This window comes from Pseudomonas migulae, assembly GCF_043225285.1.
GTDB classification, from domain to species: Bacteria; Pseudomonadota; Gammaproteobacteria; order Pseudomonadales; family Pseudomonadaceae; genus Aquipseudomonas; species Aquipseudomonas migulae_C.
Genome location: NZ_CP171224.1, coordinates 4,496,288 through 4,520,560 on the forward strand (window position 1 = coordinate 4,496,288; position 24,273 = coordinate 4,520,560).

29 protein-coding genes are annotated in these 24,273 nt (G+C 61.0%); 22 read left to right on the forward strand and 7 right to left on the reverse strand.

Annotation, left to right across the window (positions count from 1 at the left end):
- The first annotated feature begins 16 nt into the window (after positions 1-16).
- The 9 genes from ACF6ZU_RS20590 to ACF6ZU_RS20630 all read left to right on the forward strand — a co-directional run bounded on the left by ACF6ZU_RS20590 (position 17) and on the right by ACF6ZU_RS20630 (position 8,603).
- Positions 17-805 (forward strand): protein phosphatase CheZ, encoded by a 789-nt coding sequence (locus tag ACF6ZU_RS20590; protein WP_392886486.1) that lies wholly within the window; start codon positions 17-19, stop codon positions 803-805.
- A gap of 46 nt (positions 806-851) precedes the next feature.
- On the forward strand, positions 852-3,095 hold the full coding sequence (locus ACF6ZU_RS20595) for a chemotaxis protein CheA (RefSeq protein ID WP_392886488.1): 2,244 nt from the start codon (positions 852-854) through the stop codon (positions 3,093-3,095).
- A gap of 51 nt (positions 3,096-3,146) precedes the next feature.
- The gene (locus ACF6ZU_RS20600; RefSeq protein WP_392886490.1) at positions 3,147-4,280 is read left to right on the forward strand and encodes a chemotaxis response regulator protein-glutamate methylesterase; all 1,134 of its coding nucleotides are present in this window, start codon (positions 3,147-3,149) and stop codon (positions 4,278-4,280) included.
- Entirely contained in the window at positions 4,280-5,020 is a 741-nt protein-coding gene (locus tag ACF6ZU_RS20605) for a flagellar motor protein (RefSeq protein ID WP_392886492.1), read from the forward strand. The genes ACF6ZU_RS20600 and ACF6ZU_RS20605 overlap by 1 nt, the downstream gene beginning before the upstream one ends.
- Positions 5,021-5,035: 15 nt before the next feature.
- The gene (gene motD / locus ACF6ZU_RS20610; RefSeq protein ID WP_392886494.1) at positions 5,036-5,926 is read left to right on the forward strand and encodes a flagellar motor protein MotD; all 891 of its coding nucleotides are present in this window, start codon (positions 5,036-5,038) and stop codon (positions 5,924-5,926) included.
- Between the two features lie 40 nt (positions 5,927-5,966).
- Positions 5,967-6,755, forward strand: coding sequence for a ParA family protein (locus tag ACF6ZU_RS20615; RefSeq protein WP_392886496.1), 789 nt, complete (start codon positions 5,967-5,969; stop codon positions 6,753-6,755).
- A gap of 1 nt (position 6,756) precedes the next feature.
- Positions 6,757-7,650, forward strand: coding sequence for a chemotaxis protein CheW (locus tag ACF6ZU_RS20620; protein ID WP_392886498.1), 894 nt, complete (start codon positions 6,757-6,759; stop codon positions 7,648-7,650).
- A gap of 74 nt (positions 7,651-7,724) precedes the next feature.
- Positions 7,725-8,210 carry a chemotaxis protein CheW gene (locus ACF6ZU_RS20625; RefSeq protein ID WP_008024622.1) on the forward strand — a complete coding sequence of 162 codons (486 nt, stop codon included), beginning with the start codon at positions 7,725-7,727 and terminating at the stop codon, positions 8,208-8,210.
- Positions 8,211-8,603, forward strand: a complete 393-nt coding sequence (locus ACF6ZU_RS20630) for a DUF2802 domain-containing protein (protein WP_392886499.1) — start codon at positions 8,211-8,213, stop codon at positions 8,601-8,603. It begins immediately after the preceding gene.
- Positions 8,604-8,776: 173 nt separating this feature from the next.
- Here the strand turns inward: ACF6ZU_RS20630 and ACF6ZU_RS20635 are convergent, their stop codons facing one another.
- Entirely contained in the window at positions 8,777-9,106 is a 330-nt protein-coding gene (locus ACF6ZU_RS20635; protein ID WP_392886501.1) for an EscU/YscU/HrcU family type III secretion system export apparatus switch protein, read from the reverse strand.
- On the reverse strand, positions 9,103-10,683 hold the full coding sequence (locus tag ACF6ZU_RS20640; RefSeq protein ID WP_392886503.1) for a flagellar hook-length control protein FliK: 1,581 nt from the start codon (positions 10,681-10,683) through the stop codon (positions 9,103-9,105). The genes ACF6ZU_RS20635 and ACF6ZU_RS20640 overlap by 4 nt, the downstream gene beginning before the upstream one ends.
- A 196-nt stretch (positions 10,684-10,879) precedes the next feature.
- Between ACF6ZU_RS20640 and ccmA the strand changes: the two genes are divergently transcribed.
- The 10 genes from ccmA (at position 10,880) to ACF6ZU_RS20690 (ending at position 18,268) form a co-directional block, all read left to right on the forward strand.
- Positions 10,880-11,515, forward strand: coding sequence for a cytochrome c biogenesis heme-transporting ATPase CcmA (ccmA, locus tag ACF6ZU_RS20645; protein ID WP_392886505.1), 636 nt, complete (start codon positions 10,880-10,882; stop codon positions 11,513-11,515).
- Positions 11,512-12,180: a heme exporter protein CcmB gene (ccmB, locus tag ACF6ZU_RS20650; RefSeq protein WP_084320586.1), complete on the forward strand. Its 669-nt coding sequence runs from the start codon at positions 11,512-11,514 to the stop codon at positions 12,178-12,180. The genes ccmA and ccmB overlap by 4 nt, the downstream gene beginning before the upstream one ends.
- A 97-nt stretch (positions 12,181-12,277) precedes the next feature.
- The gene (locus ACF6ZU_RS20655) at positions 12,278-13,033 is read left to right on the forward strand and encodes a heme ABC transporter permease (RefSeq protein WP_392886507.1); all 756 of its coding nucleotides are present in this window, start codon (positions 12,278-12,280) and stop codon (positions 13,031-13,033) included.
- Positions 13,030-13,206: a heme exporter protein CcmD gene (gene ccmD / locus ACF6ZU_RS20660; RefSeq protein ID WP_392886510.1), complete on the forward strand. Its 177-nt coding sequence runs from the start codon at positions 13,030-13,032 to the stop codon at positions 13,204-13,206. The genes ACF6ZU_RS20655 and ccmD overlap by 4 nt, the downstream gene beginning before the upstream one ends.
- On the forward strand, positions 13,203-13,658 hold the full coding sequence (ccmE, locus tag ACF6ZU_RS20665) for a cytochrome c maturation protein CcmE (RefSeq protein ID WP_008026817.1): 456 nt from the start codon (positions 13,203-13,205) through the stop codon (positions 13,656-13,658). The genes ccmD and ccmE overlap by 4 nt, the downstream gene beginning before the upstream one ends.
- A gap of 3 nt (positions 13,659-13,661) precedes the next feature.
- Positions 13,662-15,650: a heme lyase CcmF/NrfE family subunit gene (locus ACF6ZU_RS20670; RefSeq protein WP_392886513.1), complete on the forward strand. Its 1,989-nt coding sequence runs from the start codon at positions 13,662-13,664 to the stop codon at positions 15,648-15,650.
- Entirely contained in the window at positions 15,647-16,183 is a 537-nt protein-coding gene (locus ACF6ZU_RS20675) for a DsbE family thiol:disulfide interchange protein (protein ID WP_084320589.1), read from the forward strand. Before ACF6ZU_RS20670 ends, ACF6ZU_RS20675 begins: the two co-directional genes overlap by 4 nt.
- Positions 16,180-16,650 (forward strand): cytochrome c-type biogenesis protein, encoded by a 471-nt coding sequence (locus tag ACF6ZU_RS20680; RefSeq protein ID WP_392886515.1) that lies wholly within the window; start codon positions 16,180-16,182, stop codon positions 16,648-16,650. Before ACF6ZU_RS20675 ends, ACF6ZU_RS20680 begins: the two co-directional genes overlap by 4 nt.
- Positions 16,647-17,849, forward strand: coding sequence for a c-type cytochrome biogenesis protein CcmI (gene ccmI, locus ACF6ZU_RS20685; protein WP_392886517.1), 1,203 nt, complete (start codon positions 16,647-16,649; stop codon positions 17,847-17,849). The genes ACF6ZU_RS20680 and ccmI overlap by 4 nt, the downstream gene beginning before the upstream one ends.
- A 14-nt stretch (positions 17,850-17,863) precedes the next feature.
- The gene (locus ACF6ZU_RS20690) at positions 17,864-18,268 is read left to right on the forward strand and encodes a hypothetical protein (RefSeq protein ID WP_392886519.1); all 405 of its coding nucleotides are present in this window, start codon (positions 17,864-17,866) and stop codon (positions 18,266-18,268) included.
- Positions 18,269-18,322: 54 nt separating this feature from the next.
- On the opposite strand, the gene ACF6ZU_RS20695 is transcribed toward ACF6ZU_RS20690, so the two are convergent.
- From ACF6ZU_RS20695 to ACF6ZU_RS20710, 4 genes are all read right to left on the reverse strand, one after another.
- Positions 18,323-18,898 (reverse strand): PIN domain-containing protein, encoded by a 576-nt coding sequence (locus ACF6ZU_RS20695; RefSeq protein ID WP_392886522.1) that lies wholly within the window; start codon positions 18,896-18,898, stop codon positions 18,323-18,325.
- Positions 18,895-19,362, reverse strand: coding sequence for a helix-turn-helix domain-containing protein (locus ACF6ZU_RS20700; RefSeq protein WP_392886524.1), 468 nt, complete (start codon positions 19,360-19,362; stop codon positions 18,895-18,897). The genes ACF6ZU_RS20695 and ACF6ZU_RS20700 overlap by 4 nt, the downstream gene beginning before the upstream one ends.
- 83 nt (positions 19,363-19,445) lie before the next feature.
- Positions 19,446-20,333, reverse strand: coding sequence for a LysR family transcriptional regulator (locus ACF6ZU_RS20705; RefSeq protein WP_392886526.1), 888 nt, complete (start codon positions 20,331-20,333; stop codon positions 19,446-19,448).
- Positions 20,334-20,381: 48 nt separating this feature from the next.
- Positions 20,382-21,101, reverse strand: coding sequence for an SDR family oxidoreductase (locus tag ACF6ZU_RS20710; protein ID WP_392886528.1), 720 nt, complete (start codon positions 21,099-21,101; stop codon positions 20,382-20,384).
- A 281-nt stretch (positions 21,102-21,382) separates the two neighbouring features.
- Here ACF6ZU_RS20710 and ACF6ZU_RS20715 point away from each other — a divergent pair, with 281 nt between their 5' ends.
- Both ACF6ZU_RS20715 and ACF6ZU_RS20720 read left to right on the forward strand, forming a co-directional pair.
- The gene (locus tag ACF6ZU_RS20715) at positions 21,383-21,595 is read left to right on the forward strand and encodes a type II toxin-antitoxin system HicA family toxin (RefSeq protein ID WP_392886530.1); all 213 of its coding nucleotides are present in this window, start codon (positions 21,383-21,385) and stop codon (positions 21,593-21,595) included.
- Positions 21,595-21,999: a type II toxin-antitoxin system HicB family antitoxin gene (locus tag ACF6ZU_RS20720; protein WP_192226071.1), complete on the forward strand. Its 405-nt coding sequence runs from the start codon at positions 21,595-21,597 to the stop codon at positions 21,997-21,999. Before ACF6ZU_RS20715 ends, ACF6ZU_RS20720 begins: the two co-directional genes overlap by 1 nt.
- 50 nt (positions 22,000-22,049) lie before the next feature.
- Here ACF6ZU_RS20720 and ACF6ZU_RS20725 read toward each other — a convergent pair whose 3' ends face one another.
- Positions 22,050-23,255: an MFS transporter gene (locus tag ACF6ZU_RS20725; RefSeq protein WP_392886533.1), complete on the reverse strand. Its 1,206-nt coding sequence runs from the start codon at positions 23,253-23,255 to the stop codon at positions 22,050-22,052.
- 234 nt (positions 23,256-23,489) lie between these two features.
- On the opposite strand from ACF6ZU_RS20725, the gene ACF6ZU_RS20730 reads away from it, so the two are divergent.
- Positions 23,490-24,119 carry a hypothetical protein gene (locus tag ACF6ZU_RS20730; RefSeq protein ID WP_392886535.1) on the forward strand — a complete coding sequence of 210 codons (630 nt, stop codon included), beginning with the start codon at positions 23,490-23,492 and terminating at the stop codon, positions 24,117-24,119.
- Positions 24,120-24,273: the final 154 nt, after the last annotated feature.

Genomic DNA, 24,273 nt, shown 5'->3' on the forward strand with positions numbered 1-24,273 from the left:
GCGCCACGGGGGAGCTATGGACCACAAAGAATCTTCACAGGGCGATTTTGAATCGACCCTGAAAAAACACGCGGTCGAACTGGTTGAGAGCCTTGAAAAAGGCAAGTTCGGCGACGCTGTGCAACTGATCCATGAGCTCAACCAGACCCGTGACCGCGGCCTGTATCAGGAAGTGGGCAAGCTCACCCGTGAGCTGCATAGCGCGATCGTCAATTTCCAGATTGACCCGAACATGCCGCAAGCCGAGGAAGTGTCCCAGATCACCGACGCCACCGAGCGTCTGGGGTATGTGGTCAAGCTGACCGAGGCCGCGGCAAACCGCACCATGGATCTGGTGGAAAGCGCCACGCCGCTGGTCAGTCGCCTGAGTGATGAAGCCCAGGCATTGAGCACGGACTGGGGACGGTTCATGCGTCGCGAAGTCGGGGCTGAAGAATTCCGCGAGCTGGCCCGGCGAGTCGACGGCTTCCTGTCGCGCAGCGCCGAAGACGGTCGCGCGGTGTCGAGCAACCTCAACGACATCCTGCTTGCCCAGGATTACCAGGACCTCACCGGCCAGGTGATCAAGCGTGTGACCCAACTGGTCACCGAAGTTGAAAGCAACTTGCTCAAGCTCGTACTCATGGCCAGTCAGGTGGACCGCTTCGCGGGCATCGAACATGACCGTGCAGCGATGCTTGCAGAAAAAGATCCGCAAAAACATCTCTCTCAGGGTGAAGGTCCGCAGATTCATGCCGATAAAAGAGAAGACGTTGTGTCCGGTCAGGACGATGTGGACGATTTGCTATCCAGCCTAGGGTTTTAGAATTTTAGGTATTTTAGGTTTTTAGACCTGTAGGAGCACACCCTTAATGAGCTTCGGCGCCGATGAAGAGATCCTTCAGGATTTCCTGGTTGAGGCCGGCGAGATTCTAGAGCAACTGTCCGAACAGCTGGTCGAGCTTGAAAGCCGACCGGATGATGCGGACTTGCTCAATGCAATTTTTCGCGGTTTTCACACTGTAAAAGGGGGCGCCGGCTTCCTCCAGCTCAACGAGCTGGTGGAGTGCTGTCACATCGCCGAGAACGTGTTCGACATCCTGCGCAAGGGTGAGCGTCGCGTCGACTCGGAACTGATGGACGTGGTTCTCGAAGCGCTGGACGCGGTGAACAGCATGTTCAGCGAAGTCCGCGAACGCAGCCCGATCACGGCTGCCACTCCTGAATTGCTCGCAGCCCTGGCCCGTCTGGCCGAGCCGCAATCCGCCGACGAAGCCGCGCCTGTGGCTGAAGTGGTGGAAGCCCCGGCTGCCGAAGCCGAATCGGGTGACATCACCGATAACGAATTTGAACAACTGCTGGACTCGCTGAACGCCGTCAAGGCTCAGGCCGAGGCGCCGGCGGCTGCTCCAGTTGCGCCCGCCGATGGCGCGGCCAGCGACGAAATCACCGATGCCGAGTTCGAGTCGTTGCTCGACCAGCTGCACGGCAAAGGCCAGTTCGCCGTCGATGCAGTGGCAGCGCCTGCTGCACCGGCCGCCCCGTCTGCACCGAAAGCGGCGGGCGACAGCTCCGACATTACTGACGACGAATTCGAAGCACTGCTTGATCAGCTGCACGGCAAAGGCAACTTCGCCGTCGACGCGCTGGAATCGGCCATTGCTTCGGTTCCTGCGGCGGCGCCAACCGCAGCGGCGGCGGGCAGTGATCTGATCTCCGATCACGAATTCGAATCGCTGCTCGACGAATTGCACGGCAAAGGCAAGTTCACGGAAGTTGGCACCGGCTCCGCCGCCTCTTCGGTGGCCACGCCAGTCGCCAAGGCTTCGGCACCTGTCGCGAAAGCGCCAGAGCCAAAAGCCGAAACGCCGAAACCGGCTGCCGCTGCTGCACCGGCTCCGGCCCGTGCACCGGCCGCGCCGCCTCCGGAAAAACCGGCCAGCGAAGCCGAGACCACCGTGCGGGTCGATACCGCGCGTCTCGACGAAATCATGAACATGGTGGGCGAGCTGGTTCTGGTGCGTAACCGTCTGGTTCGCCTGGGTGCCAACAGCGCCGATGAAGCCATGTCCAAAGCCGTGTCGAACCTCGACGTGGTCACGGCGGACCTGCAGACCGCGGTCATGAAGACCCGGATGCAACCGATCAAGAAAGTCTTCGGGCGCTTCCCGCGCCTGGTTCGCGACCTGGCTCGCCAGCTCAAGAAAGAGATCAACCTGGAGCTGGTCGGCGAAGAAACCGACCTCGACAAGAACCTCGTCGAGGCCCTGGCCGACCCGCTGGTCCACTTGGTGCGCAACTCGGTCGACCACGGTATCGAAGAGCCGGCTGACCGTGAAGCGATGGGCAAGCCACGCAGCGGTAAAGTGATTCTGTCCGCCGAACAGGAAGGCGACCACATCCTGCTGTCCATCTCCGATGACGGCAAGGGCATGGACGCTGATGTCCTGCGCGGCATCGCGGTCAAGAAAGGCCTGATGGACAAGGATGCGGCGGACCGCCTCAGCGAATCCGACTGCTTCAACCTGATTTTCGCGCCGGGCTTCTCGACCAAGACCGAGATCTCCGACGTGTCGGGTCGTGGCGTGGGCATGGACGTGGTGAAAACCAAGATCGCCCAGCTCAACGGCACCATCAACATCTACTCGACCAAGGGCAAAGGCTCGAAGATCGTCATCAAGGTCCCGTTGACCCTGGCGATCATGCCGACGCTGATGGTCATGCTCGGCAACCAGGCGTTCGCGTTCCCGCTGGTGAACGTCAACGAGATCTTCCACCTCGACCTGTCGCGCACCAACGTGGTGGACGGCCAGGAAGTGGTGATCGTGCGGGACAAGGCGCTGCCGCTGTTCTACCTCAAGCGCTGGCTGGTCAGCTCCGCCGCTCACGAAGAGCAGCGCGAAGGCCATGTGGTGATCCTTTCGGTGGGCACCCAGCGGATCGGCTTCGTCGTCGATCAGCTGGTGGGCCAGGAAGAAGTGGTCATCAAGCCATTGGGCAAAATGCTCCAGGGAACCCCGGGCATGTCGGGCGCCACCATTACCGGTGACGGCCGCATTGCGCTGATTCTCGATGTTCCGAGCATGCTCAAGCGTTACGCCGCACGGCGTATTTGATTCTGGAGGGAGCGGGGCGACTGTGCCTCGCCCCCGCCTAACGGAGTGTTTATGGCAGTCAAAGTCCTGGTGGTGGACGATTCGGGGTTTTTCCGCCGCCGCGTCTCGGAAATTCTTTCAGCGGATTCGAATATCCAGGTCGTCGGCACGGCGACCAACGGCAAAGAGGCGATCGATCAGGCACTGGCCCTCAAGCCGGACGTGATCACCATGGACTACGAGATGCCAATGATGGACGGCATCACGGCTGTGCGGCACATCATGCAGCGCTGCCCGACCCCGGTGTTGATGTTCTCCTCGCTGACGCACGAAGGCGCCCGGGTCACCCTGGATGCGCTGGACGCCGGCGCGGTGGATTTCCTGCCGAAGAATTTCGAAGACATCTCGCGCAATCCCGAGAAGGTCAAGCAACTGCTGTGCGAGAAGATTCTCAGTATCTCGCGCAGTAACCGTCGCGTCAGCGCCTACAGCGCGCCGGCACCTGTCGCTGCGCCAGCCCCGACACCCGCGCCTTCCAGCGTTGGCAGTTATGGCAGCAGCGCGCCTGCACGTCCGGCACCGATTCCGGCCCGCGCACCTGCGCACGTCGCACACGCACCGTCCTCGCCGGCGCCGAAACGCAAAGCCTACAAGCTGGTTGCCATCGGTACGTCCACGGGCGGCCCGGTTGCCCTGCAGCGCGTATTGACTCAACTGCCGGCCAGTTTCCCGGCGCCGATCGTGTTGATCCAGCACATGCCGGCCGCCTTTACCAAGGCGTTCGCCGAACGTCTGGACAAGCTGTGCCGCATCACCGTCAAGGAAGCCGAGGATGGCGACATCCTGCGTCCGGGCCTGGCGCTGCTCGCACCGGGTGGCAAGCAAATGATGATCGATGGCCGTGGCGCGGTGAAAATCCTGCCGGGCGACGAGCGTTTGAACTACAAGCCGTGCGTGGACATTACCTTCGGTTCGGCGGCCAAGTCCTATGGTGACAAAGTTCTGGCGGTCGTACTGACCGGCATGGGCGCCGACGGTCGTGAAGGCGCGCGCCTGCTCAAGCAGGGCGGCAGTTCGATCTGGGCCCAGGATGAAGCCAGCTGCGTGATCTACGGCATGCCGATGGCAATCGTCAAAGCGGAACTCGCCGATGCCGTGTATGGCCTCGACGATATTGGCAAACACCTGGTCGAGGCGTGTATCTGATGGACGTACTCAGCCTTATCGGCATCATCATGGCGTTCGTCGCCATCATCGGCGGCAACTACCTTGAAGGCGGCCACCTCGGTGCGCTGGCCAACGGTCCGGCCGCCTTGATCGTTCTCGGCGGCACCATCGGCGCGGCGCTGTTGCAGTCGCCCATGAGCGCCTTCAAGCGCGCCATGCAGATTCTCGGCTGGATCCTGTTCCCGCCGCGCGTGGACCTCGCCGGCGGCATCGACCGCGTGGTGAACTGGAGCCTGACCGCGCGCAAGGAAGGTCTGCTCGGTCTGGAAGGGGTGGCCGATGCCGAACCTGACAGCTACTCGCGCAAAGGCCTGCAATTGCTGGTGGACGGCGCCGAACCGGAAGCGATCCGCAGCATCCTCGAAGTGGATTTCTTCACTCAGGAAAGCCGCGATATCGAGGCCGCCAAAGTGTTCGAAAGCATGGGCGGCTACGCGCCGACCATCGGCATCATCGGTGCGGTGATGGGCCTGATCCATGTCATGGGCAACCTGGCCGATCCGTCGCAACTGGGCAGCGGCATTGCCGTGGCCTTCGTCGCCACCATCTACGGCGTGGCCAGTGCCAACCTGGTGTTGTTGCCGATCGCTGCGAAACTCAAGTCCGTTGCATTGCGCCAGTCCCGTTATCGCGAAATGTTGCTGGAAGGCATTCTGTCGATCGCCGAAGGTGAAAACCCTCGCTCTATTGAGTTGAAGCTTCAGGGCTTCATGGATTGATGGGAGTAATGGACTATGGCACGTCGCCGGCAGCATGAAGAACACGTAAACCACGAACGCTGGCTCGTTTCCTACGCCGACTTCATTACCTTGCTGTTCGCCTTTTTCGTGGTGATGTACTCGATCTCTTCGATCAACGAAGGCAAGTACAAAGTCATTTCCCAGGCGTTGATCGGCGTGTTCACCGATGCGGATCGCTCACTCAAGCCGATTCCCATCGGCGAAGAACGTCCGCAAACCGTGACCCCGGCCAAGCCGTTGGTCAAGGACAGCGAACAGGTCGATGCCGGTATCGCCGGGGCCAGCGATCCGCTGAAAAGCATCGCCGACGACATCAGCGCCGCGTTCGGCGACCTGATCAGCTCCAACCAGATGACCGTGCGCGGCAACGAGCTGTGGGTCGAGATCGAACTCAACTCCAGCCTGTTGTTCGGCAGTGGCGATGCCATGCCCAGCGACATGGCGTTCAACATCATCGACAAGGTCGCGGGCATTCTGAAACCGTTCGACAACCCGATCCACGTCGAAGGCTTCACCGACGATCAACCGATCCGCACTGCGCAATACCCGACCAACTGGGAGCTGTCCTCGGCCCGTTCGTCGAGCATTGTGCGCATGCTCGCGATGCAGGGGGTAAACCCCGGTCGCCTGGCGTCGGTGGGGTATGGCGAATTCCAGCCGGTGGCCAATAACGCCACGGTAGAGGGCCGGGCGCGCAACCGGCGTGTGGTGCTGGTGGTATCTCGTAATCTCGATGTCCGTCGCAGCCTCACCGGTACCGGAACCGCTCATGCGCAACCGGATGCGGCGTTGAAGCGTGCTGGCACACAAACTGCACCTGCACCGGTCAAGTCGCCGGGACGAGAGAGCGCCGTCAATTCTCCGTCACCCGCATTAACACGTTGAGCTATTTCCCGGTCGACCCGACCTGGGTGGAACAATCCGAATGAGAGTCTGGGCAGTCGCCAATCAAAAGGGTGGTGTCGGTAAAACCACTTCCTCCATCGCTTTAGCCGGGTTACTGGCCGAGGCGGGCAAGCGCGTGGTCGTGGTCGATCTCGACCCCCACGGCTCGATGACCAGCTACTTCGGTTACGATCCCGACAGCCTGGAACACAGCAGCTACGACCTGTTCCTGCACAAGGGCGGCGTGCCGCAAGGCTTGCCCGGCCAACTGTTGCTGCCCACCAGTCACGCCAGTATTTCCCTGTTGCCGTCGAGCACCGCGCTGGCCACCCTTGAGCGTCAGTCGCCGGGGCAAAGCGGTTTGGGCCTGGTGATCGCGAAGAGCCTGGCGCAACTGTGGCAGGACTTCGATTACGCCGTGATCGACAGCCCGCCGTTGCTTGGCGTGCTGATGGTCAATGCCTTGGCGGCCAGTCAGCAATTGGTGATACCGGTGCAAACCGAGCACCTGGCGGTCAAGGGCCTGGAACGCATGGTCAACACCCTGGCGATGATCAACCGCTCACGCAAGCAGCCGCTGGCATTCAACATCGTGCCGACCCTCTTTGACCGGCGCACGCAAGCTTCCCTCGGCACCTTGCGGGTGTTGCGCGACAAATATCCTGAAGAAATCTGGCAAGGCTACATCCCGGTCGACACGCGTTTGCGCGATGCCAGCCGTGCCGGCGTCACGCCTTCGCAATTCGACGGCAAGAGCCGCGGCGTGTTGGCCTATCGCGCACTGCTCAAGCATCTGCTCGCGCAGCAATCCGTAGCGCAGGTGGCGTGAGATGAATCGCCCGGTAAAAATCACTTCCCGCCCTCAGCTTGCACTCCAGTCTTATCTGGACAGCTTGCTGATGGACGCCACCGAAGAGTTGCCGCCGGAAATCGAAGCGGTTCCCGAGGTGGTCGAGACCGAAGCCGCGCTGGACGAATTCCAGGCGGCCGTGCTTGAAGAGCAGGCTCGCGATGCACAGAAGCCGGCCGAGAGACCGGCCGCTGTTACCGCGCCGGTCGCCGAGCCAGTAGCGTCGCCGGCAGTGGTGAAAGTCCCGGTAGCGCTGGTCGATGCGCCGGAGCCGGTGCTGGCGTCCGTCTCGACCATCGCCCCACTGCTGCAAGCCTTGGTGCCACCGATCGTCGAAGTTCATCTGCCACCGAGCAACACACCGCCACCGGTGGAAACCGACGGCCGCCCTGCGTGGGCCGCCGAGCCGTTCGAATGCCTGTTGTTCGACGTTGCCGGGTTGACCCTGGCTGTGCCGCTGGTGTGCCTGGGTTCGATTTATTCGCTGGCGGGCCAGGAACTGACCGCGTTGTTCGGTCAGCCGGAATGGTTCCTCGGGATCCTGCCGAGCCAGGCCGGCAACCTGAAGGTGCTCGATACCGCCCGTTGGGTCATGCCCGATCGCTATCGCGATGACTTCCGTCAGGGGCTGCAATACGTCATTTCGGTTCAGGGCTACGAGTGGGGGCTGGCGGTGCATCAGGTCAGCCGCTCGTTGCGCCTGGACCCGAACGAAATCAAGTGGCGCAGCCACCGTGGTCAACGGCCATGGCTGGCCGGCACAGTGATTGAACACATGTGTGCATTGCTCGATGTTTCCGCACTGGCCGAGTTGATTGCCAGCGGTGGGGCGAAGCACATGAGCGGCCTGAAGCCGGTCCACAAACCAACATAAAAACACGCGGGGCAAAGTGACTTGCCATCGCACCGAACACACACCGCTAGGGCGGTTTTTCGAGGGGTCAGGGTATGAATGATAAGGCGTCGTCTGCAAAAGGTTCCGAAGATCCGATCCTGCAATGGGTAACCTTCAAGCTGGACAATGAAACCTACGGCATCAACGTGATGCGCGTTCAGGAAGTCCTGCGCTACACCGAAATCGCCCCGGTCCCGGGTGCCCCGAGCTACGTGTTGGGCATCATCAACCTGCGCGGTAACGTGGTCACCGTGATCGACACCCGTCAGCGCTTCGGCCTGATGAACGCCGAGATCAGCGACAACACCCGGATCGTCATCATCGAAGCTGACAAGCAGGTTGTCGGGATCATGGTCGACAGCGTGGCCGAAGTGGTTTACCTGCGTCAGTCGGAAATCGAAACCGCACCGAACGTGGGTAACGAAGAGTCCGCCAAGTTCATCCAAGGCGTGTGCAACAAGAACAACGAACTGCTGATCCTGGTCGAGCTGGACAAGATGATGAGCGAAGAAGAATGGTCGGAACTGGAGAGTATCTGATTGATTCTCGAGGTTGCGGTCATTGTCCTGTTCCTCTTCTGGGCAGGCACGCTGGCGATGTTTCTGGCGTACATTCGCGGTCAACGGCTGATCGCCGCGCAACAGGCTGAAGGTGATGCGCTGCGCGATCAGCGCATCAAGGACCTGGGCAAGCGCTTCGACAACTACCAGAACGGCATCGTGCGCATGGGTGAAGACCTGCACGAACTGCGCGCGGTGGTTGGGCCGTTGCCGGACAAGCTCGCTCAGCTTGAACAACGCGACCCGTCGAGCCTGTCGTTTGCCCAGGCGGCACGCCTGGTCGGGATGGGCGCGAGCGTCGATGAACTGACTCAGTCCTGCGGGTTGACCCAGGCTGAGGCGGAGTTGATGAGCAAGTTGCACAAGAACTGAAATCGATCTTGTAGGAGCCGGCTTGCTGGCGATGGCGTCCGAAAGGGCGCCGCAAGATTCAAGGCCGCTTCGCCGGCAAGCCGGCTCCTACAGGTTGTGCGGTGTTCGCGGTTTTTTCATACGCCGCCAACCCTTGTAGGAGCCGGCTTGCCGGCGATGGCGTCTTCGAATCCTCAGTAATCATCCCCACGCTCGGTGATGTCCTTCTCGATCATCGGCGCATCCGGGTCATGCCCTTCAGGGAACTTGCCTTTCAGGTTCCAGGCAAACGCAATGATCTCGGCGATCGTGCGGTACAACTCCTCCGGAATACTGTCCCCCAACTCCATCCTCGCGAGTAGTTTCACCAGCTCGGCGTTCTCGTAGATTGGCACTTCATAATCGCGGGCAATCCTGAGGATTTCTTCCGCCAGTGCTTCGTCGCCCTTGGCTGTCAGGGTCGGGGCGTGAGTGCCGTCGTATTTGAGGGCGATGGCCTGGCGCGGCGTTTCGGGATTTCTCATGCGGTTTCGTCGACCCAGCGTTGTTCCAGTTTGGTTTGCGCGCCTTGCGGCGGAGTGCCGAGATGGCAATCCAGATCACCGACATTCAGCCCCGACGCCAACAAGCGATCGCGCAGGCCGGCGAGGTTGCTCTCGATCAGGCTGGCGGTGTACGGCCGTTCGGCCCACAACTGGCTCGACAGGCTGCCCTGGATCAACTGCGCCTGAATCTGCATCGGGCCTAGCGGCTCCATGTCGAAGGCCAGATCGACGCGCCACAATTGTTGCTTGGGTTCACGCTCGTCACGGCGTTCATTGGGCTGTTCTTTCTCGGGCGCTTCCTCGCGCTGGAACTTGACCTGCAGCGGCACGATGTCCTGCATATTGCGCATCGGGATTTCCAGCTGCCAGGTGCTCATCAACCGTCCATCGTCGGTGACGCCGGTCTGTTCCAGGCTCGACAGTTGATGGCTCTGCAAGCGCGAAACCGCCGCTGCGGCCAGGCGCAGCAAGTGCTCCAGATCGCCTTCGCCCTCAAGGCTCTGCAAGAATCGCTCAGGCAACGGAAAGCTGGTTGGCAACGGTTTGGCGCTGACCTGGCCGAGCATGCCGAGCGCGCTGCGCACGAAGCTCGGCATGGCCTGAACCAGCGTATTTGCCGCAATGATCGCGTTCAGATTGGTGTTCGCAGGCAACTGCTGCGTCAGTTGCGCGATCACCTTGAGCAGGTCGCCTTTCATGTCCGGCGCCAGCGTCGGATTCTGCCCGGTCAGCAATTTCGCCTCAAGGAACAGGCCACTGTTGGCTAGCGCCTGGGCCAGTCCTTTTGGCGTGCTCAGTTGCTGAACGTCCGGCAGGCCGGCGAGCAGCTTGTCCACGGCGACGCGCAAGTCGATGGAGGTCTGGTTCGAGGTTGGGGCCGGCAGGTTTTGCAGGAGTTTGAGCAGTCCGTCCAGCGAGCCCTGACGGCTTTGCTGGCTGACCAGTTGCTGGGTGACTGCCAGTTGTTCCTGGCGGTTGCTCAGCGGGACAAATTTCAACGTCTGGGTGTCTTGCACCAGCGCGCTCAGCAAGGTGCCGATGCGCAACGGTGTCGGGCTGTCGATGCTCAGCGTGCTGCCGCTCAGCGAGGTATTGAGCAAACTCACCAACGAACGAAACACCGTCGGTTGCCCCGGCACTTGCGGCATCACTTGCGAGGTCTGCACCTTGCCTTGCAGGAGTGTGCCAACCGGCAGTTGTGCGGTGTCGATGCGGGTGAGGGTGGCCACGCTGGAGGCAATCGCGTGTTGCACGGTGACCGCCAGGTTAGCCGCCGATGGCTGGGTGATCGCCAGGCTCGTGCCTTGCGGCAAGGGTTGGTTGCTGGTGGCCTGGACCGTGGTCTGGCGGCCGCTGTCGAGGGTGACCTTGAGCAGTAGCTGAAAAGTCTGATCCGCCTGCTTGAGCGACAGCACTTCGGCCCTGGCGGATTGCCCAGCGGTGATCAGGCCCTCCATCGGTTTCAGCAGTGTCAGCAAATCGCCACTCACCACCAACGGCCGCGAAGTCGCGGGGGTGGGCTGGGGGAGCGGAAGGATGTTCATTTCGCCTGTCATACGCGGTCACAACCTGAGGAAATTGCCCTCTTTAGAGTAGGGCATGGCATGTATAATGCCGCCCGTCTTTCGGAGAGTGGCAAAAACATTGCAATTGTTTGACGCAGCTCTCTAGAACAGGCCGCCAATGCATCTATGCTGCAACACTTTAGCGGCCGTTCCGCCGCTGACTTGAACCGTAAAGGCCCGTGATCTCTTGACCAGTCCTGTCCTGCAAACCGTTGCCCTCGCCTGTGAGCGAGACCTCCGGCTGCTCTTCGAAAATCTCGAATTGAGACTGGCCAGTGGCGAAATGTTGCAAATTAGCGGTCCCAACGGCAGCGGCAAGACCAGCCTTCTGCGGTTACTCTCAGGGTTGATGCAGCCCACCGCCGGTCAAGTCCTGCTCAATGGCCAGCCACTCAACGAACAACGCGACGAACTGGCGCGCAACCTGCTGTGGATCGGCCATGCCGCCGGCATCAAGGATTTGCTGACGCCGGAAGAAAACCTCAGCTGGCTCTGTGCCTTGCATCAACCTGCCAGCCATGCAGCCATCCGTGATGCGCTCGCCGCTGTCGGACTGCGTGGTTTCGAAGATGTTCCCTGTCACACCCTGTCCGCCGGCCAACAACGGCGGGTGGCGTTGGCGCGCTTGTACCTGGATAGCCCGCCGCTGTGGATTCTCGACGAGCCGTTCACCGCGCTCGACAAACAAGGCGTGGCGCAACTCGAAGAACACCTGGCCGCCCACTGCGAGCGCGGTGGCATGGTCGTGCTGACCACCCACCACACGCTGGCCCGGATGCCCGAGCGCTATCGCGACATTAATCTGGGGAACTGGGCCGTATGAGTGTTTTCGGCCTGTTGGTCGCCCGTGAGGCCCGTTTATTGTTTCGCCGTCCGGCGGAACTGGCCAATCCGCTGGTGTTCTTCGCGATCGTGGTTTCCCTGTTCCCGTTGGCGGTCGGTCCCGAGTCTCAATTGTTGCAAACCTTGTCTCCGGGCCTGGTCTGGGTTGCGGCCCTTTTATCGGTCCTGCTCTCGCTGGACGGGCTTTTCCGCAGTGATTTCGAAGACGGTTCCCTTGAGCAGTGGGTCCTTTCGCCGCACCCCCTGCCTCTTCTGGTTTTGGCCAAGGTGCTGGCACACTGGGCCTTCTCTGGGCTGGCACTGGTTTTGCTCGCTCCACTGCTGGCCTTGATGCTCGGTTTGCCAACCGCCTGTCTGCCGGTGTTGCTGCTTTCCCTATTGCTGGGTACACCGGTGCTGAGCCTGCTCGGTGCGGTGGGCGCAGCCCTGACGGTGGGATTGAAGCGGGGTGGCCTGTTGCTGGCGCTGCTGATTCTGCCGCTGTACATCCCGGTGTTGATTCTCGGCAGTGGCGCCTTGCAGGCCGCCTTGCAGGGCATGCCGGCGACCGGTTATCTCTTGTGGCTTGGTAGCCTGACCGCCCTGGCGATAACCCTGACACCTTTTGCAATAGCTGCTGGCCTGAAGATCAGCGTCGGCGAATAATAATGAGGTCTGATCAATTTTTGATCACTTTTTAATAAAAAAGACAGACCCTTTGACTGCTCCGTGACAACGGGCAGCAACCGTGATGGAAACTGCAATGAACTGGACCTGGTTTCATAAGCTCGGCTCACCCAAATGGTTCTACGGCATCAGCGGCAAAATGCTGCCGTGGCTGAGCATCGCCGCGTTGCTGCTGATCGGTGTCGGCGTCGTCTGGGGCCTGGCCTTCGCACCGCCCGATTACCAGCAAGGCAACAGCTTTCGCATCATCTACATCCACGTTCCGGCGGCGATGCTTGCCCAGTCCATCTACGTGATGCTGGCGGTGTGCGGCATCGTCGGGCTGGTGTGGAAAATGAAACTGGCTGACGTCGCCCTGCAATGCGCCGCGCCGATCGGTGCGTGGATGACCGCCGTAGCGCTGGTCACCGGGGCGATCTGGGGCAAACCGACCTGGGGCTCGTGGTGGGTCTGGGATGCACGACTGACGTCCATGCTGATCCTGCTTTTTCTGTACTTCGGTCTTATTGCGCTGGGCAACGCCATCAGCAATCGTGACAGCGCGGCCAAGGCCTGCGCGGTGCTGGCGATTGTCGGCGTGATCAACATCCCGATCATCAAGTACTCGGTGGAGTGGTGGAACACCCTGCACCAAGGCGCGACCTTCACCCTCACCGAAAAACCGGCGATGCCGGCCGAGATGTGGCTGCCGCTGCTGCTGACGGTGCTGGGTTTCTACTGTTTCTTCGGCGCGGTATTGCTGCTGCGCATGCGCCTTGAAGTTCTCAAGCGTGAAGCCCGCGCCAGTTGGGTCAAGGCAGAAGTGCAGAACAGTCTGGAGGCCGCTCGATGAGTTTTGCTTCATTCGGCGACTTTCTCGCCATGGGCCACCATGCCCTGTATGTCTGGTCAGCCTATGGCATTTGCCTGGCGGTCCTGGTTCTTAACGTGGCGGCGCCGGTCCTGGCCCGCAAGCGGTATCTGCAACAAGAGGCGCGTCGTCTGCGCCGGGAGAACGGCAAGTGAATCCGCTGCGCAAAAAGCGTCTTATCATCATTCTCGCGATCCTGGTCGGTGTCGGCGCTGCCGTTGGCCTGGCCCTGAGTGCCCTGCAGCAGAACATCAATCTGTTTTACACCCCGACCCAGATCGCTAACGGCGAAGCGCCGCAAGACACGCGGATTCGTGCGGGTGGCATGGTCGAGAAAGGTTCGCTGCAACGTTCGGGCGACTCGCTGGACGTGAAGTTCATCGTCACCGACTTCAACAAATCCGTGACCATCAGCTATCGCGGCATCCTCCCGGACCTGTTCCGCGAAGGGCAGGGCATCGTCGCCCTCGGCAAGCTCAACGCCGATGGCGTGGTGGTCGCCGATGAAGTGCTGGCCAAGCACGACGAGAAATACATGCCGCCGGAAGTGACCAAGGCGTTGAAAGACAGTGGTCAATCTGCTCCAACACCCGCGAAGGAGGGTTGATCGATGACTTCCGGTATCTTTATTCCAGAGCTTGGCCACCTGGCCATGATCCTGGCGCTGTGTTTTGCGCTGGTTCAGGCCGTGGTGCCTTTGCTCGGTGCCTGGCGCGGTGACCGCTTGTGGATGAGCCTCGCTCAGCCGGCGGCCTGGGGCCAGTTCGCCTTTCTGGTGTTTGCCTTCGGTTGCCTGACGTACGCATTCATGACCGACGACTTCTCCGTCGCCTACGTCGCCAGCAACTCCAACAGCGCGTTGCCGTGGTACTACAAGTTCAGCGCCGTGTGGGGCGCGCACGAAGGTTCGTTGTTGCTGTGGGCGCTGATCCTCGGTGGCTGGACTTTCGCGGTGTCGGTGTTCTCCCGGCAGTTGCCGCAAGTGATGCTGGCGCGGGTGCTGGCGGTGATGGGCATGATCAGCACCGGCTTCCTGCTGTTCCTGATCCTCACGTCCAACCCGTTCTCACGCATCCTGCCGCAGATTCCGGCGGACGGTCGTGACCTCAATCCCTTGCTGCAAGACATCGGTCTGATCGTTCACCCGCCGATGCTGTACATGGGGTATGTCGGTTTCTCGGTAGCGTTCGCTTTCGCCATCGCCGCCTTGCTGGGCGGTCGTCTCGATGCCGCGTGGGCACGCTGGTCGCGTCCGTGGACCATCGTCGCCTGGGCCTTCCTCGGTATCGGCATCACCCTCGGTTCGTGGTGGGCGTATTACGAACTCGGCTGGGGTGGCTGGTGGTTCTGGGACCCGGTGGAAAACGCCTCGTTCATGCCATGGCTTGTCGGTACCGCACTGATTCACTCGCTGGCGGTCACGGAAAAACGTGGCGTGTTCAAGAGCTGGACCGTGTTGCTGGCCATCGCCGCGTTTTCGTTGAGCCTGCTCGGGACCTTCCTCGTGCGTTCCGGCGTGCTGACATCGGTTCACGCCTTTGCCTCCGATCCGGAGCGCGGCGTGTTCATCCTGATCTTCCTGCTGTTCGTGGTGGGCGGCTCGCTGACGCTGTTCGCTCTGCGCGCGCCAGTGGTGAAAAGCCATATCGGCTTCAACCTCTGGTCCCGGGAAACCCTGTTGCTGGGTAACAACCTGGTGCTGGTGGTGGCGGCGTCGATGATTTTGTTGGGGACCTTGTATCCGCTGATCCTCGATGCCATGACCGGCGCCAAACTGTCCGTCGGCCCGCCGTACTTCAACGCGCTGTTCATTCCGTTGATGGCGTTGCTGATGGTGGTGATGGCCGTCGGCATGCTGGTGCGCTGGAAAGACACCCCGGTCAAATGGCTGATGAGCATGCTCACGCCAGTGTTGCTCGGCAGTGCCGCATTGGCCGTCATTGCCGGCGTCGCTTACGGCGATTTCAACTGGGCGGTGATCGCGACCTTCATGCTGGCGGCGTGGGTATTGCTGGCCGGCGTGCGTGACATTTTCGACAAGACCCGCCACAAAGGCTTGATCAAAGGCCTGCCGACCTTGACCCGTAGCTATTGGGGCATGCAGGTCGCGCACTTGGGCATCGCCGTGTGTGCGCTCGGCGTCGTGCTGTCGAGTCAGAACAGTGCCGAACGCGACCTGCGTCTGGCACCTGGCGAATCCATGGACCTGGGCGGTTACCAGTTCGTGTTCGAAGGCGCCAAACACTTTGAAGGCCCGAACTTCACCTCCGACAAGGGCACCGTGCGGGTGATCCGCGACGGCAAGGAAGTCAGCGTGCTGCACCCGGAAAAACGCCTGTACACCGTGCAGAACTCGGTCATGACCGAAGCCGGGATCGACGCCGGTTTCACCCGCGACCTCTACGTCGCCCTCGGCGAGCCGTTGGGTGAGGGCGCCTGGGCTGTGCGCGTGCACGTCAAACCGTTCGTGCGCTGGATCTGGTTCGGTGGACTGCTCACTGGTTTGGGCGGATTGCTGGCAGCGCTGGACCGGCGTTATCGGGTCAAGGTGAAAAGCCGTGTGCGTGAAGCGCTGGGCATGACGGGAGCGACTGCATGAGACGTTGGTTGATGCTGCTGCCACTGGTGATTTTTCTGGTGGTGGCTGTGTTCCTTTATCGTGGTCTGTACCTGGACCCGGCCGAGTTGCCATCGGCGATGATCGGCAAACCGTTCCCGGAGTTTTCCCTCCCGGCGGTGCAGGGCGACAAGACCCTGACCAAGGCCGACATTGTGGGCAAACCCGCACTGGTCAACGTCTGGGGCACCTGGTGCATTTCCTGCCGAGTCGAGCACCCGGTGTTGAACAAGCTGGCCGAGAAGGGCGTGGTGATCTACGGCATCAACTACAAGGACGTGAACGCCGACGCCTTGAAGTGGCTGGTGGAGTTCCACAACCCGTATCAACTGGACATTCGTGACGACGAAGGCACGCTGGGCCTGAACCTCGGTGTGTATGGCGCTCCGGAAACCTTCTTCATCGACGCCAAGGGCATCATCCGCGACAAGTTCGTCGGCGTGATCGATGAGCAGGTCTGGCGCGAAAAACTGGCTGCCAAGTATCAGGCGCTGGTGGACGAGGCCAAGCCATGAAGCGCTGGATAGCTGCCGCCGTTTTGGGTTTGAGCATGGCCGGCGTGGCACACGCGGCCATCGACACCTACGAGTTCGCCAAGGAAAGCGATCGCGAGCGCTTTCGCGAGCTGACCAAAGAGCTGCGTTGCCCCAAGTGCCAGAATCAGGACATCGCCGATTCCAACGCACCGATCGCCGCCGATCTGCGCAAAGAGATTTTCCGCATGCTCGGCGAGGGCAAGGACAATCAGCAGATCATCGACTTCATGGTCGATCGCTACGGCGATTTCGTCCGCTACAAACCTGCTCTGAACGCCAAGACCGCGTTGCTCTGGTTCGGCCCGGCCGGGCTGTTGCTGGGCGGTTTCGTGATCATCGCCGTGATCGTCCGCCGTCGTCGCGTGCAAAACGCCGAGACGAAGGATGAGCTTTCTGCCGAGGAGCGCGAGCGCCTCGACCACCTGTTGGATAAAAACCAAGAATGATTGATTTCTGGCTCGCTGCAGGTCTGCTGCTTCTGGTTGCCCTGAGTTTCCTGTTGATCCCCGTTCTGCGTGGCCGTCGCGCCCAGCTTGAAGAGGATCGTACTGCCCTGAACGTCGCGCTGTATCAGGAGCGCGTGGCCGAGTTGCAGACTCAGCAGGAAGAGGGTGTTCTCGACACCACGCAAATGGACACCGGCCGCGCCGAAGCGGCCCGTGAACTGCTGGCGGATACGGAGGGCGTCGAGGCGCCACGTGTTTCCCGACTGGGCAAACCGTTGCCATTGCTGGCGGCGATTCTGGTGCCGGTGCTGGGCCTCGGCTTGTATCTGCATTTCGGTGCCAGCGACAAGGTCGAACTGACCCGCGAATTCGCCCAGGCGCCGCAGTCGATGGAAGAGATGACCCGTCGTCTGGAGCGTGCCGTCGCGGCGCAACCGGATTCGGCGGAAGGCCTGTACTTCCTCGGTCGGACCTACATGGCACAGGATCGTCCGGCCGATGCAGCGAAGATCTTCGAGCGCACGGTGAACCTGGCCGGTCGTCAGCCGGAACTGTTGGGGCAGTGGGCCCAGGCCCAGTACTTCGCCGATGGCAAGAAGTGGTCGGACAAGGTTCAGGCCTTGACCGACGAGGCGCTGAAGGCCGATCCGAAGGAAGTCACCAGCCTCGGCCTGCTCGGCATCGCCGCGTTTGAGAGCGAGCGTTACCAGGACGCCATCGACTATTGGAATCGCCTGCTGGAGCAACTGCCGCCGGAGGACAATTCCCGGGCTGCGCTGCAAGGCGGGATTGCCCGTGCCACGGAAAAACTCGAAGCCAGCGGCGGCAAGGTCGCCCAGGCGCCTGCGGCCAAGGCCGGGGCGTTGCTCAAGGTCAGCGTCGATCTGGCGCCAGAGCTCAAAGCCAAGGTCCAGCCGGGCGACAGCGTGTTCATTTTCGCCCGTGCCACCAATGGCCCGCCGGCACCGTTGGCCGCCAAACGCCTGACCGTGGCCGACTTGCCGGCGACCGTCGAACTGGGCGACGCCGACGCGATGATGCCGCAATTGAAACTGTCGAACTTCCCTGAAGTCCAACTGGTTGCGCGCGTCTCCCGCGCCGGCCAACCGACGGCCGGCGAATGGATCGGTCGCAGCCAGCCTCTGGCCAGCAGCACCACCACGGCGCAAAAACTGACCATCGACAGCCCGGACAAATAACAGGAAGCACCGCCATGACCGCCATCGCTCGTATCACCCTGCTCAGTCTCGTTCTGGGCTTAAGCGCATGTGCGGTCCAGCGGCCCGAACCGACGCCGCTGCCACCGATTCCGCCTTCGCAGCCGAAACCGACGCCGTCAACGACCCCGACGCCCGGCAAGCCGAGCATCCCCGCCAAGCCGGCGAAGCCAATGCCACGCACCTCGGCCAGCTTCGCGCCGCCGCCAGGTGGCAACAGCCACTGGGATCAGAAGCTCGGCGTGTATGTGCTCGATGACCAGACCAACACCTTCTACCGCCAGCGTACCTACTACCGCTGGAACAACGGCTGGAGCCGCTCGATCAGCCCGAACGGGCCATGGGAGGAAACGGACATCCATGGCGTGCCGGGTGGGTTGGGGCGGCAGTTCGGGCAGTAAACGAAACGGCGATCAAAGGATCGCCGTTTTGCTGTCCGGGTTTGCAAAAGCCGATCAGAGAATGGCGCGGTATTCGGCCAGTGCCTTGCTCGACTGAACCAGCCCCTGACGCAACAAAAGGTCAAGGTAGGTGCTGACCTCCATGGGCGGCAGCTTCAGCTGCTTGCGTTGCCGTTGCGCTGCCGCGATCACCGCCGTGGGGTCGAGATCGAAAAGATTGTCGACGAATTCGTCAGGGTGTTGGGCTTCTATACCGAAGGGGCTCAGTGCCGCGGATGGGAAGTCTTTCTGATTGAAGGTGACAATGACACTGGCATTGCAGTGAATGGCGGCGGCCAGGACATGCCGGTCATCAAGATCTGGCAGCGTTAACCCCTCGATCAGTTCCTGGTAACCGGACACGCAAGCATCGGGTAAAGCCTGATTCATCAACTCGGAAGTACGATCCAGTTGCTGGATAGTCAGGTCTGGCCGGTTTTTCAGCAAATTGCGTTTCCATTCATTGTCTATCTCCAGGGTCCATTTCGCTCTAAAACGCCCGGAGAGCGCTAGCCACATCATGAAGTCTCTGAGGGGAGCGGGGTACAGCACACAGGCATCATATACAGCGGTAAAAGAAGAGTGCCTCACTCGTATCCTGTCCTTAACGCCTGTGCCTGCTCGGCGAGAAGCGTCATTGCCTGCTCGCTGGCGGTATCGCGCCGGTTTTTATAGTCCATCAAATCGGCAAAGCGGACACGTCGGTGCTTGCCGGTTTTGTGGTAGGACAAGTCGCCGGATTCGAGCAGTTTGATCAGGTGCGGGCGTGAGACATTCAGCAAATCCGCTGCTTCCTGCGTCGTCAGTTCGGCGTGAACCGGGACGACTTTGACTGCATTACCTGCAGCGAGCGCTTCCAGGATGTCCACAAGCAAACGAAGGGCAGAGGTGGGCAGTTCGACACTGTGAGCTTCATTACGCTCATCGAAAATCTGGATGCGCTGGGTGTCGAATTGGGTGGCAAGGTAGGCTGCCAAGGCGCGCTGACCTGCAAGGGCAACCTGTACCTCCCGCTCCAGAGGGAGGTTTATCGGCGGGTGGATGGCTGGTGGCATGATGGTTTCCAATAGTCTGAACAAGCGATGTTCGCAGGCTATTCGAATTAATCGAAAATCGCAATAAACGAAAAGCGGCCGATTTAAACGTTTCTTTCCATCACTTCCTGTACGTAATCCACAAACGCCCGAGCCTTCGCGCTGGCCATCCGCCCGGTCGGAAACACCGCCCATAACTCCTGGACCGGTAGCGTCCAATCCGCCATCACCTCTCTGACCGTCCCGCTGGCAAGCTCCGGCGCAAACATCCATTCCGATGCCGAGGTGAGCCCCTGATGGGCCAGCACCGCTTCACGCAGACCTTCTGCGGCGCTGACGCGAATCCTGCCGTTGACGGTGATGGTTTGTTCCTCACCCGCCTTTGTGAACTGCCAGTGGGCGCCACCGCCCAGGGTGTAGATGACTGCCTGATGCTGGCTAAGGTCGGCGGGGCAGGCGGGTTCGCCGTGGCGTTCGAAGTACGCCGGTGTGCCGAGTACCACACGCCGGCATTCGGCGATCTTGCGCGCGGTGAGGCTGGAGTCGCTCAACGTGCCCATGCGCAGGGCGACGTCGATGCCTTCTTCCACCAGATTGACGTTGCGATCATCCAGCATCAGGTCGATGGTCAGTTCAGGGTTTTGTTCGAGGAACGGCCCGAGGTGCGGCACGATGTGCATCCGGCCGAAGGTCACAGCGGCGCAGATGCGCAGGTTGCCGGTCAGGCCGTGGGCGGCGCCGCGAGCCGCATTGTCGGCTTCGTTGGCCTCTTCGATGGCGCGCTTGGCGCGTTCGAAAAAGGCCAGCCCGGCTTCGGTCGGCGTCAGGCCTCGGGTCGAGCGCAGCAGCAACCGGACGGCGAGGCGCGTTTCCAGTTGCGCGATGGTTTTCGACACAGCGGGCTGGCCGACACTCAAACGTCGCGCGGCGGCTGAAAACGAACCGGTTTCCACCACGTAGACGAAGGTTTCCATTGCGGCCAAGCGGTCCATCTCAAGTCCTTGTGAAGATCAAGATTGTGGGAGCCAGGGTGGTGTTGGTCAGAACGCGGCTTTGCCTATTGAAGCACCGCCATCGACGAACAAGGTCTGCCCGGTGATGAAGCCGCTCTGTTCCGACAGTAAGAATGCAATCGCCGCGGCAATCTCCTGTGGCTGCCCCAGGCGCCCCATCGGTACACCGGCCAGGTAACGCGCTTCGCCTTCACTGCCCGGCGGGTTGTTGGCGCGGAACAGCTCAGTTTCAGTCGGTCCCGGTGCCACGGCGTTCACCGTCACGCCGGTTTGCGCCAGTTCCAGCGCCCAGGAGCGTGTAAAGCTGATCAATGCCGCTTTTGCCGCTGCGTACGCCGTGCGTTGGGTAATCCCGAGCACCGTCAGACTGGAAATGTTCACCACCCGACCCCACCCCCTGGCGCGCATATTCGGGAGCAGGGCCTGGGTGGCTTGCAGCGCTGAATGCAGGTTGACCCGCATCACGTCGTCGAACGTGTCGAGGTCGATTTCGCCCAGCACTTGTGGGCGCACCAGACCGACGTTGTTGACCAGCCCGTCGAACTCGTAGGTCTGGGCCAAGTCCGCGAGTACTTCCTGAGTCAGCGCCCGGTCGCTCAGATCCAGGGGAAACAGAATGCCCGGAAAACTGAGATCAGGTGTCCGGGCAATCCCCACCACCCGATGCCCGGCCCGATCCAGATGTTCGGCCACGGCCCGGCCAATGCCTTTGCTGGCGCCGGTAATGAGAAAGGTACGTCGGGTCATTGCACACTCCTTGGACAAAACATGCCGCGCGTCAGGCGGCATTTGAACCGGTCAACCGCGAATCGCATCCCGCATCGCTTCAGGCTCCGGACGCTGAGTGTAAACCGGGATTACCTCGGGGTGACGGCCTGCGTCGCGCAAAAAAATCATTCCCGGAGAAGTTGCAGCGGCGCCGCAATCACAATTCGTAAAACAACCGAGCGTCGTGCCCGGCGTTTTTGTGCTTGAGTAAAGATAACTCTAGAGTTACTTTTGTCTGGGCCGGAGCAAGGAGGCTGTTGGTGCAAAGCAGGTTATTGATCAAGGAACTGCAGGAGGCGGGCTGGACGCTGGACCGGATTACCGGCAGCCATCATCTCTTCACTCACCGATACAACCCGTACACGATTCCCGTCCCTCACCCGAAAAAGGATTTACCGACCGGGACGGTCAAGAGCATCAGGAGGCGAGCCGGGCTGTACTGCCCGACAGCCAGTCACGCAGGAGATCCATAATGCAATATCCAATCTGTATCGAGTGGGGCGACGAGAACACCGCCATCGGTATTCAGATCCCCGATATTCCGGGCGCCGTAACGGCCGGGGATACCTTTGAAGACGCCTACAACGCGGCGATCGAGATTGCCCACATCATGCTTCAGGAGTTGGCGGCTGACGGCGAGTCGATCCCGATGCCGACATCGGCCGCCGCCCATCGAGGCAATCCGGACTTTGCCGACATGGGATGGGGGATGCTGGAGCTGGACATCTCGCCGTATATGGGCAAGACCGAGAAGGTCAATGTGACGTTGCCCGGCTATGTGATTCAGCGTATTGACCGCTATGTGCGCGAGCACAATGTCAAAAGCCGCTCTTCCTTCCTGGCAGATGCGGCGATGGAGAAGCTGGTTCGTCATTAACGAGCGTAATCGCCTTCGCGGGCGGTTTGCCCGCGAAGCTTTTTGGATACTTACGCCGTTGCCAGCGAACGCTTCTCTGAAACACTCAAAAACCGCAGCAACGCCAACAGCGGAAAGGCACTGCCCACGATCACGATCCACAACCAGCCGCCATGCTCATACACGGCACTGGCCACCGACGAGCCAAATGCGCCGCCGATGAAGATGCTGGTCATGTACAGCGCATTCAGGCGGCTGCGGCTTTTGGCATCGAGGGCGTAGACCGCGCGTTGGCCGAGGACCATGTTCATCTGTACGCAGAAGTCGAGCACCACGCCGGTGACAGCGAGGCCGATGACGCTGTAGGCCGGATGGATGAAAGCGGGCAGGAAGCTCAGGCTGGCAAACAGCAAGGCCAGCAGCGAAGCGATGCGGGTATGGCCGGCATCGGCCAGGCGACCGGCAATCGGCGCGGCAATCGCACCGATGGCACCTACCAGCGCGAAGATCGCGATCTGGGTTTGCGACAGACCGTGATTACGCGCCAGCTCCAGCGGGACGGCGGTCCAGAACAGGCTGAAGGTGGCGAACATGCAGCCCTGGTAAAACGCTCGCTGACGCAGCACCGGCTGTTGGCGCAACAGGGTCCACAGCGAACCGAGCAATCGGCCATAGGAGGCGCTGTGATCAGGCTGACGTTTGGGAATCGTCACGGCCAGCACGATGCTGATGGCCGCCATCAACACGGCTGCAATCACGAACATCGCGCGCCAGCCAAAGTGGTCGGCCACCACACTGGACACCGGCCGCGCCAACAGAATCCCCAGCAGCAAGCCGCCCATGATTCCACCGACCACCCGGCCGCGAGTCTCTTCTGGCGCCAGGTGTGCGGCCAGTGGAATGAGGATCTGCACCGATACGGAACTGAACCCCACCAGCAACGAAATCAGCAGAAACACGTTCGGTTGATCGGTAAACGCGGCACCCAGCAGACTGGCGATCGCCACCAGTGTGGTGATGATCATCAACCGGCGGTTCTCCAGCAGATCACCCAGCGGCACCAGGAAAAACAGGCCCAGTGCGTAGCCGATCTGGGTCAGGGACACGATCAGGCTGGCCATGGTGCTGGTCAGGCCGATGTCCGGCGCGATCAGGCCGATGATTGGTTGGGCGTAGTAAATGTTGGCGACAATGGCGCCACAGCAAAAGGCGAACAGCAGCACCATGCCTTTGGTCATTGTCGCGGTGCCGTGGGGCACCTGGTTCGCTGGAGTCATGACGTTTCTCGCTGAGCAAAATGGAATGCGCGCAGGCTAAGCGGCGGGCCGAATCGGCGGAAGTGGGATTGGAGTGATAGCAATCATTCCTTTGCGGAATGAGTGACGCCGGCGTGTACGGTGAGCCGATGAAGCCTGCGTCAGAATTCGAAACCTGATGATACATTCACTTACATCTTGTTCGATAGCGTGCTTATGTTCTCTCTTCACGATTCTTCACCGGAAGGCTCTTTCATGAACACGATATTCCGTCACCTGATTCGCGGTGCATCAGTTATCAGCTTGATTGGCTTGTTCACTGCGGGGCTCGCCCAGGCGGCCGATGCGCCGGGCATGCGCATCGGCGTGCGCGGCGAGATCACCGGGGTGAGCCCCGATGTCCTGAAGGTCCACGTCAACAGCGGTGAAAACGTGGTCATCAACCTGACCGCGGACACCAAGGTCCGCGCCGTCACCCTGGCCAATATCGAAGACATCAAACCCGGCAGCTACATCGGTTCGGCGGCCATTCCGCAGGAAGATGGCACGCTGAAGGCGCTGGAAGTCCACGTCTTTCCGCCGGAGCTGGCCGGCAGTGGCGATGGCCATCGGCCTTTTGACCTGGCAAAAGGCAGCAGCATGACCAATGGCAGCGTCGGTGATCTGGTGGTCAGCAACGGCCGGGTGCTGACCGTCAATTACAAGGGCGGCCAGCAGAAAATTCTGGTGCCGGAGGACGTGCCGATCGTCAACCTGATGCCGGGGGACCGCAGCCTGCTGAAAGTGGGCGTGAAGATCGTGACGTTTGTGACCCAGAGTGCGGACGGCACGCTGACGGCGCAGTCGATTTCGGCCGGCAAGGATGGCGTGACACCACCGATGTAAAGGCAGGTGAAGTTCCCTGTAGGAGCGAGCCTGCTCGCGATAGCGGTAGGTCAGTCACCATCAAAGTGAAGGACCCACCGCTATCGCGAGCAGGCTCGCTCCTACAGAGGATCTTGCGCGAACACAAAAAAGGCGACCTCTGCAGGTCGCCTTT

Coding starts and splice junctions, on each gene's coding strand:
- ACF6ZU_RS20670 (WP_392886513.1), top strand. CDS start 13,662: ATGACTTCCGGTATCTTTATTCCAGAGCTTGGCCACCTGGCCATGATC.
- ACF6ZU_RS20675 (WP_084320589.1), top strand. CDS start 15,647: ATGAGACGTTGGTTGATGCTGCTGCCACTGGTGATTTTTCTGGTGGTG.
- ACF6ZU_RS20730 (WP_392886535.1), top strand. CDS start 23,490: ATGAACACGATATTCCGTCACCTGATTCGCGGTGCATCAGTTATCAGC.
- ACF6ZU_RS20705 (WP_392886526.1), bottom strand. CDS start 20,333: ATGGACCGCTTGGCCGCAATGGAAACCTTCGTCTACGTGGTGGAAACC.
- ACF6ZU_RS20605 (WP_392886492.1), top strand. CDS start 4,280: ATGGACGTACTCAGCCTTATCGGCATCATCATGGCGTTCGTCGCCATC.
- ACF6ZU_RS20655 (WP_392886507.1), top strand. CDS start 12,278: ATGAACTGGACCTGGTTTCATAAGCTCGGCTCACCCAAATGGTTCTAC.
- ccmB (WP_084320586.1), top strand. CDS start 11,512: ATGAGTGTTTTCGGCCTGTTGGTCGCCCGTGAGGCCCGTTTATTGTTT.
- ACF6ZU_RS20640 (WP_392886503.1), bottom strand. CDS start 10,683: ATGACAGGCGAAATGAACATCCTTCCGCTCCCCCAGCCCACCCCCGCG.
- ACF6ZU_RS20680 (WP_392886515.1), top strand. CDS start 16,180: ATGAAGCGCTGGATAGCTGCCGCCGTTTTGGGTTTGAGCATGGCCGGC.
- ACF6ZU_RS20690 (WP_392886519.1), top strand. CDS start 17,864: ATGACCGCCATCGCTCGTATCACCCTGCTCAGTCTCGTTCTGGGCTTA.
- ACF6ZU_RS20595 (WP_392886488.1), top strand. CDS start 852: ATGAGCTTCGGCGCCGATGAAGAGATCCTTCAGGATTTCCTGGTTGAG.
- ACF6ZU_RS20620 (WP_392886498.1), top strand. CDS start 6,757: ATGAATCGCCCGGTAAAAATCACTTCCCGCCCTCAGCTTGCACTCCAG.
- ACF6ZU_RS20625 (WP_008024622.1), top strand. CDS start 7,725: ATGAATGATAAGGCGTCGTCTGCAAAAGGTTCCGAAGATCCGATCCTG.
- ACF6ZU_RS20615 (WP_392886496.1), top strand. CDS start 5,967: ATGAGAGTCTGGGCAGTCGCCAATCAAAAGGGTGGTGTCGGTAAAACC.
- ACF6ZU_RS20720 (WP_192226071.1), top strand. CDS start 21,595: ATGCAATATCCAATCTGTATCGAGTGGGGCGACGAGAACACCGCCATC.
- motD (WP_392886494.1), top strand. CDS start 5,036: ATGGCACGTCGCCGGCAGCATGAAGAACACGTAAACCACGAACGCTGG.
- ACF6ZU_RS20590 (WP_392886486.1), top strand. CDS start 17: ATGGACCACAAAGAATCTTCACAGGGCGATTTTGAATCGACCCTGAAA.
- ACF6ZU_RS20710 (WP_392886528.1), bottom strand. CDS start 21,101: ATGACCCGACGTACCTTTCTCATTACCGGCGCCAGCAAAGGCATTGGC.
- ccmD (WP_392886510.1), top strand. CDS start 13,030: ATGAGTTTTGCTTCATTCGGCGACTTTCTCGCCATGGGCCACCATGCC.
- ACF6ZU_RS20700 (WP_392886524.1), bottom strand. CDS start 19,362: ATGCCACCAGCCATCCACCCGCCGATAAACCTCCCTCTGGAGCGGGAG.
- ACF6ZU_RS20635 (WP_392886501.1), bottom strand. CDS start 9,106: ATGAGAAATCCCGAAACGCCGCGCCAGGCCATCGCCCTCAAATACGAC.
- ACF6ZU_RS20600 (WP_392886490.1), top strand. CDS start 3,147: ATGGCAGTCAAAGTCCTGGTGGTGGACGATTCGGGGTTTTTCCGCCGC.
- ACF6ZU_RS20725 (WP_392886533.1), bottom strand. CDS start 23,255: ATGACTCCAGCGAACCAGGTGCCCCACGGCACCGCGACAATGACCAAA.
- ccmI (WP_392886517.1), top strand. CDS start 16,647: ATGATTGATTTCTGGCTCGCTGCAGGTCTGCTGCTTCTGGTTGCCCTG.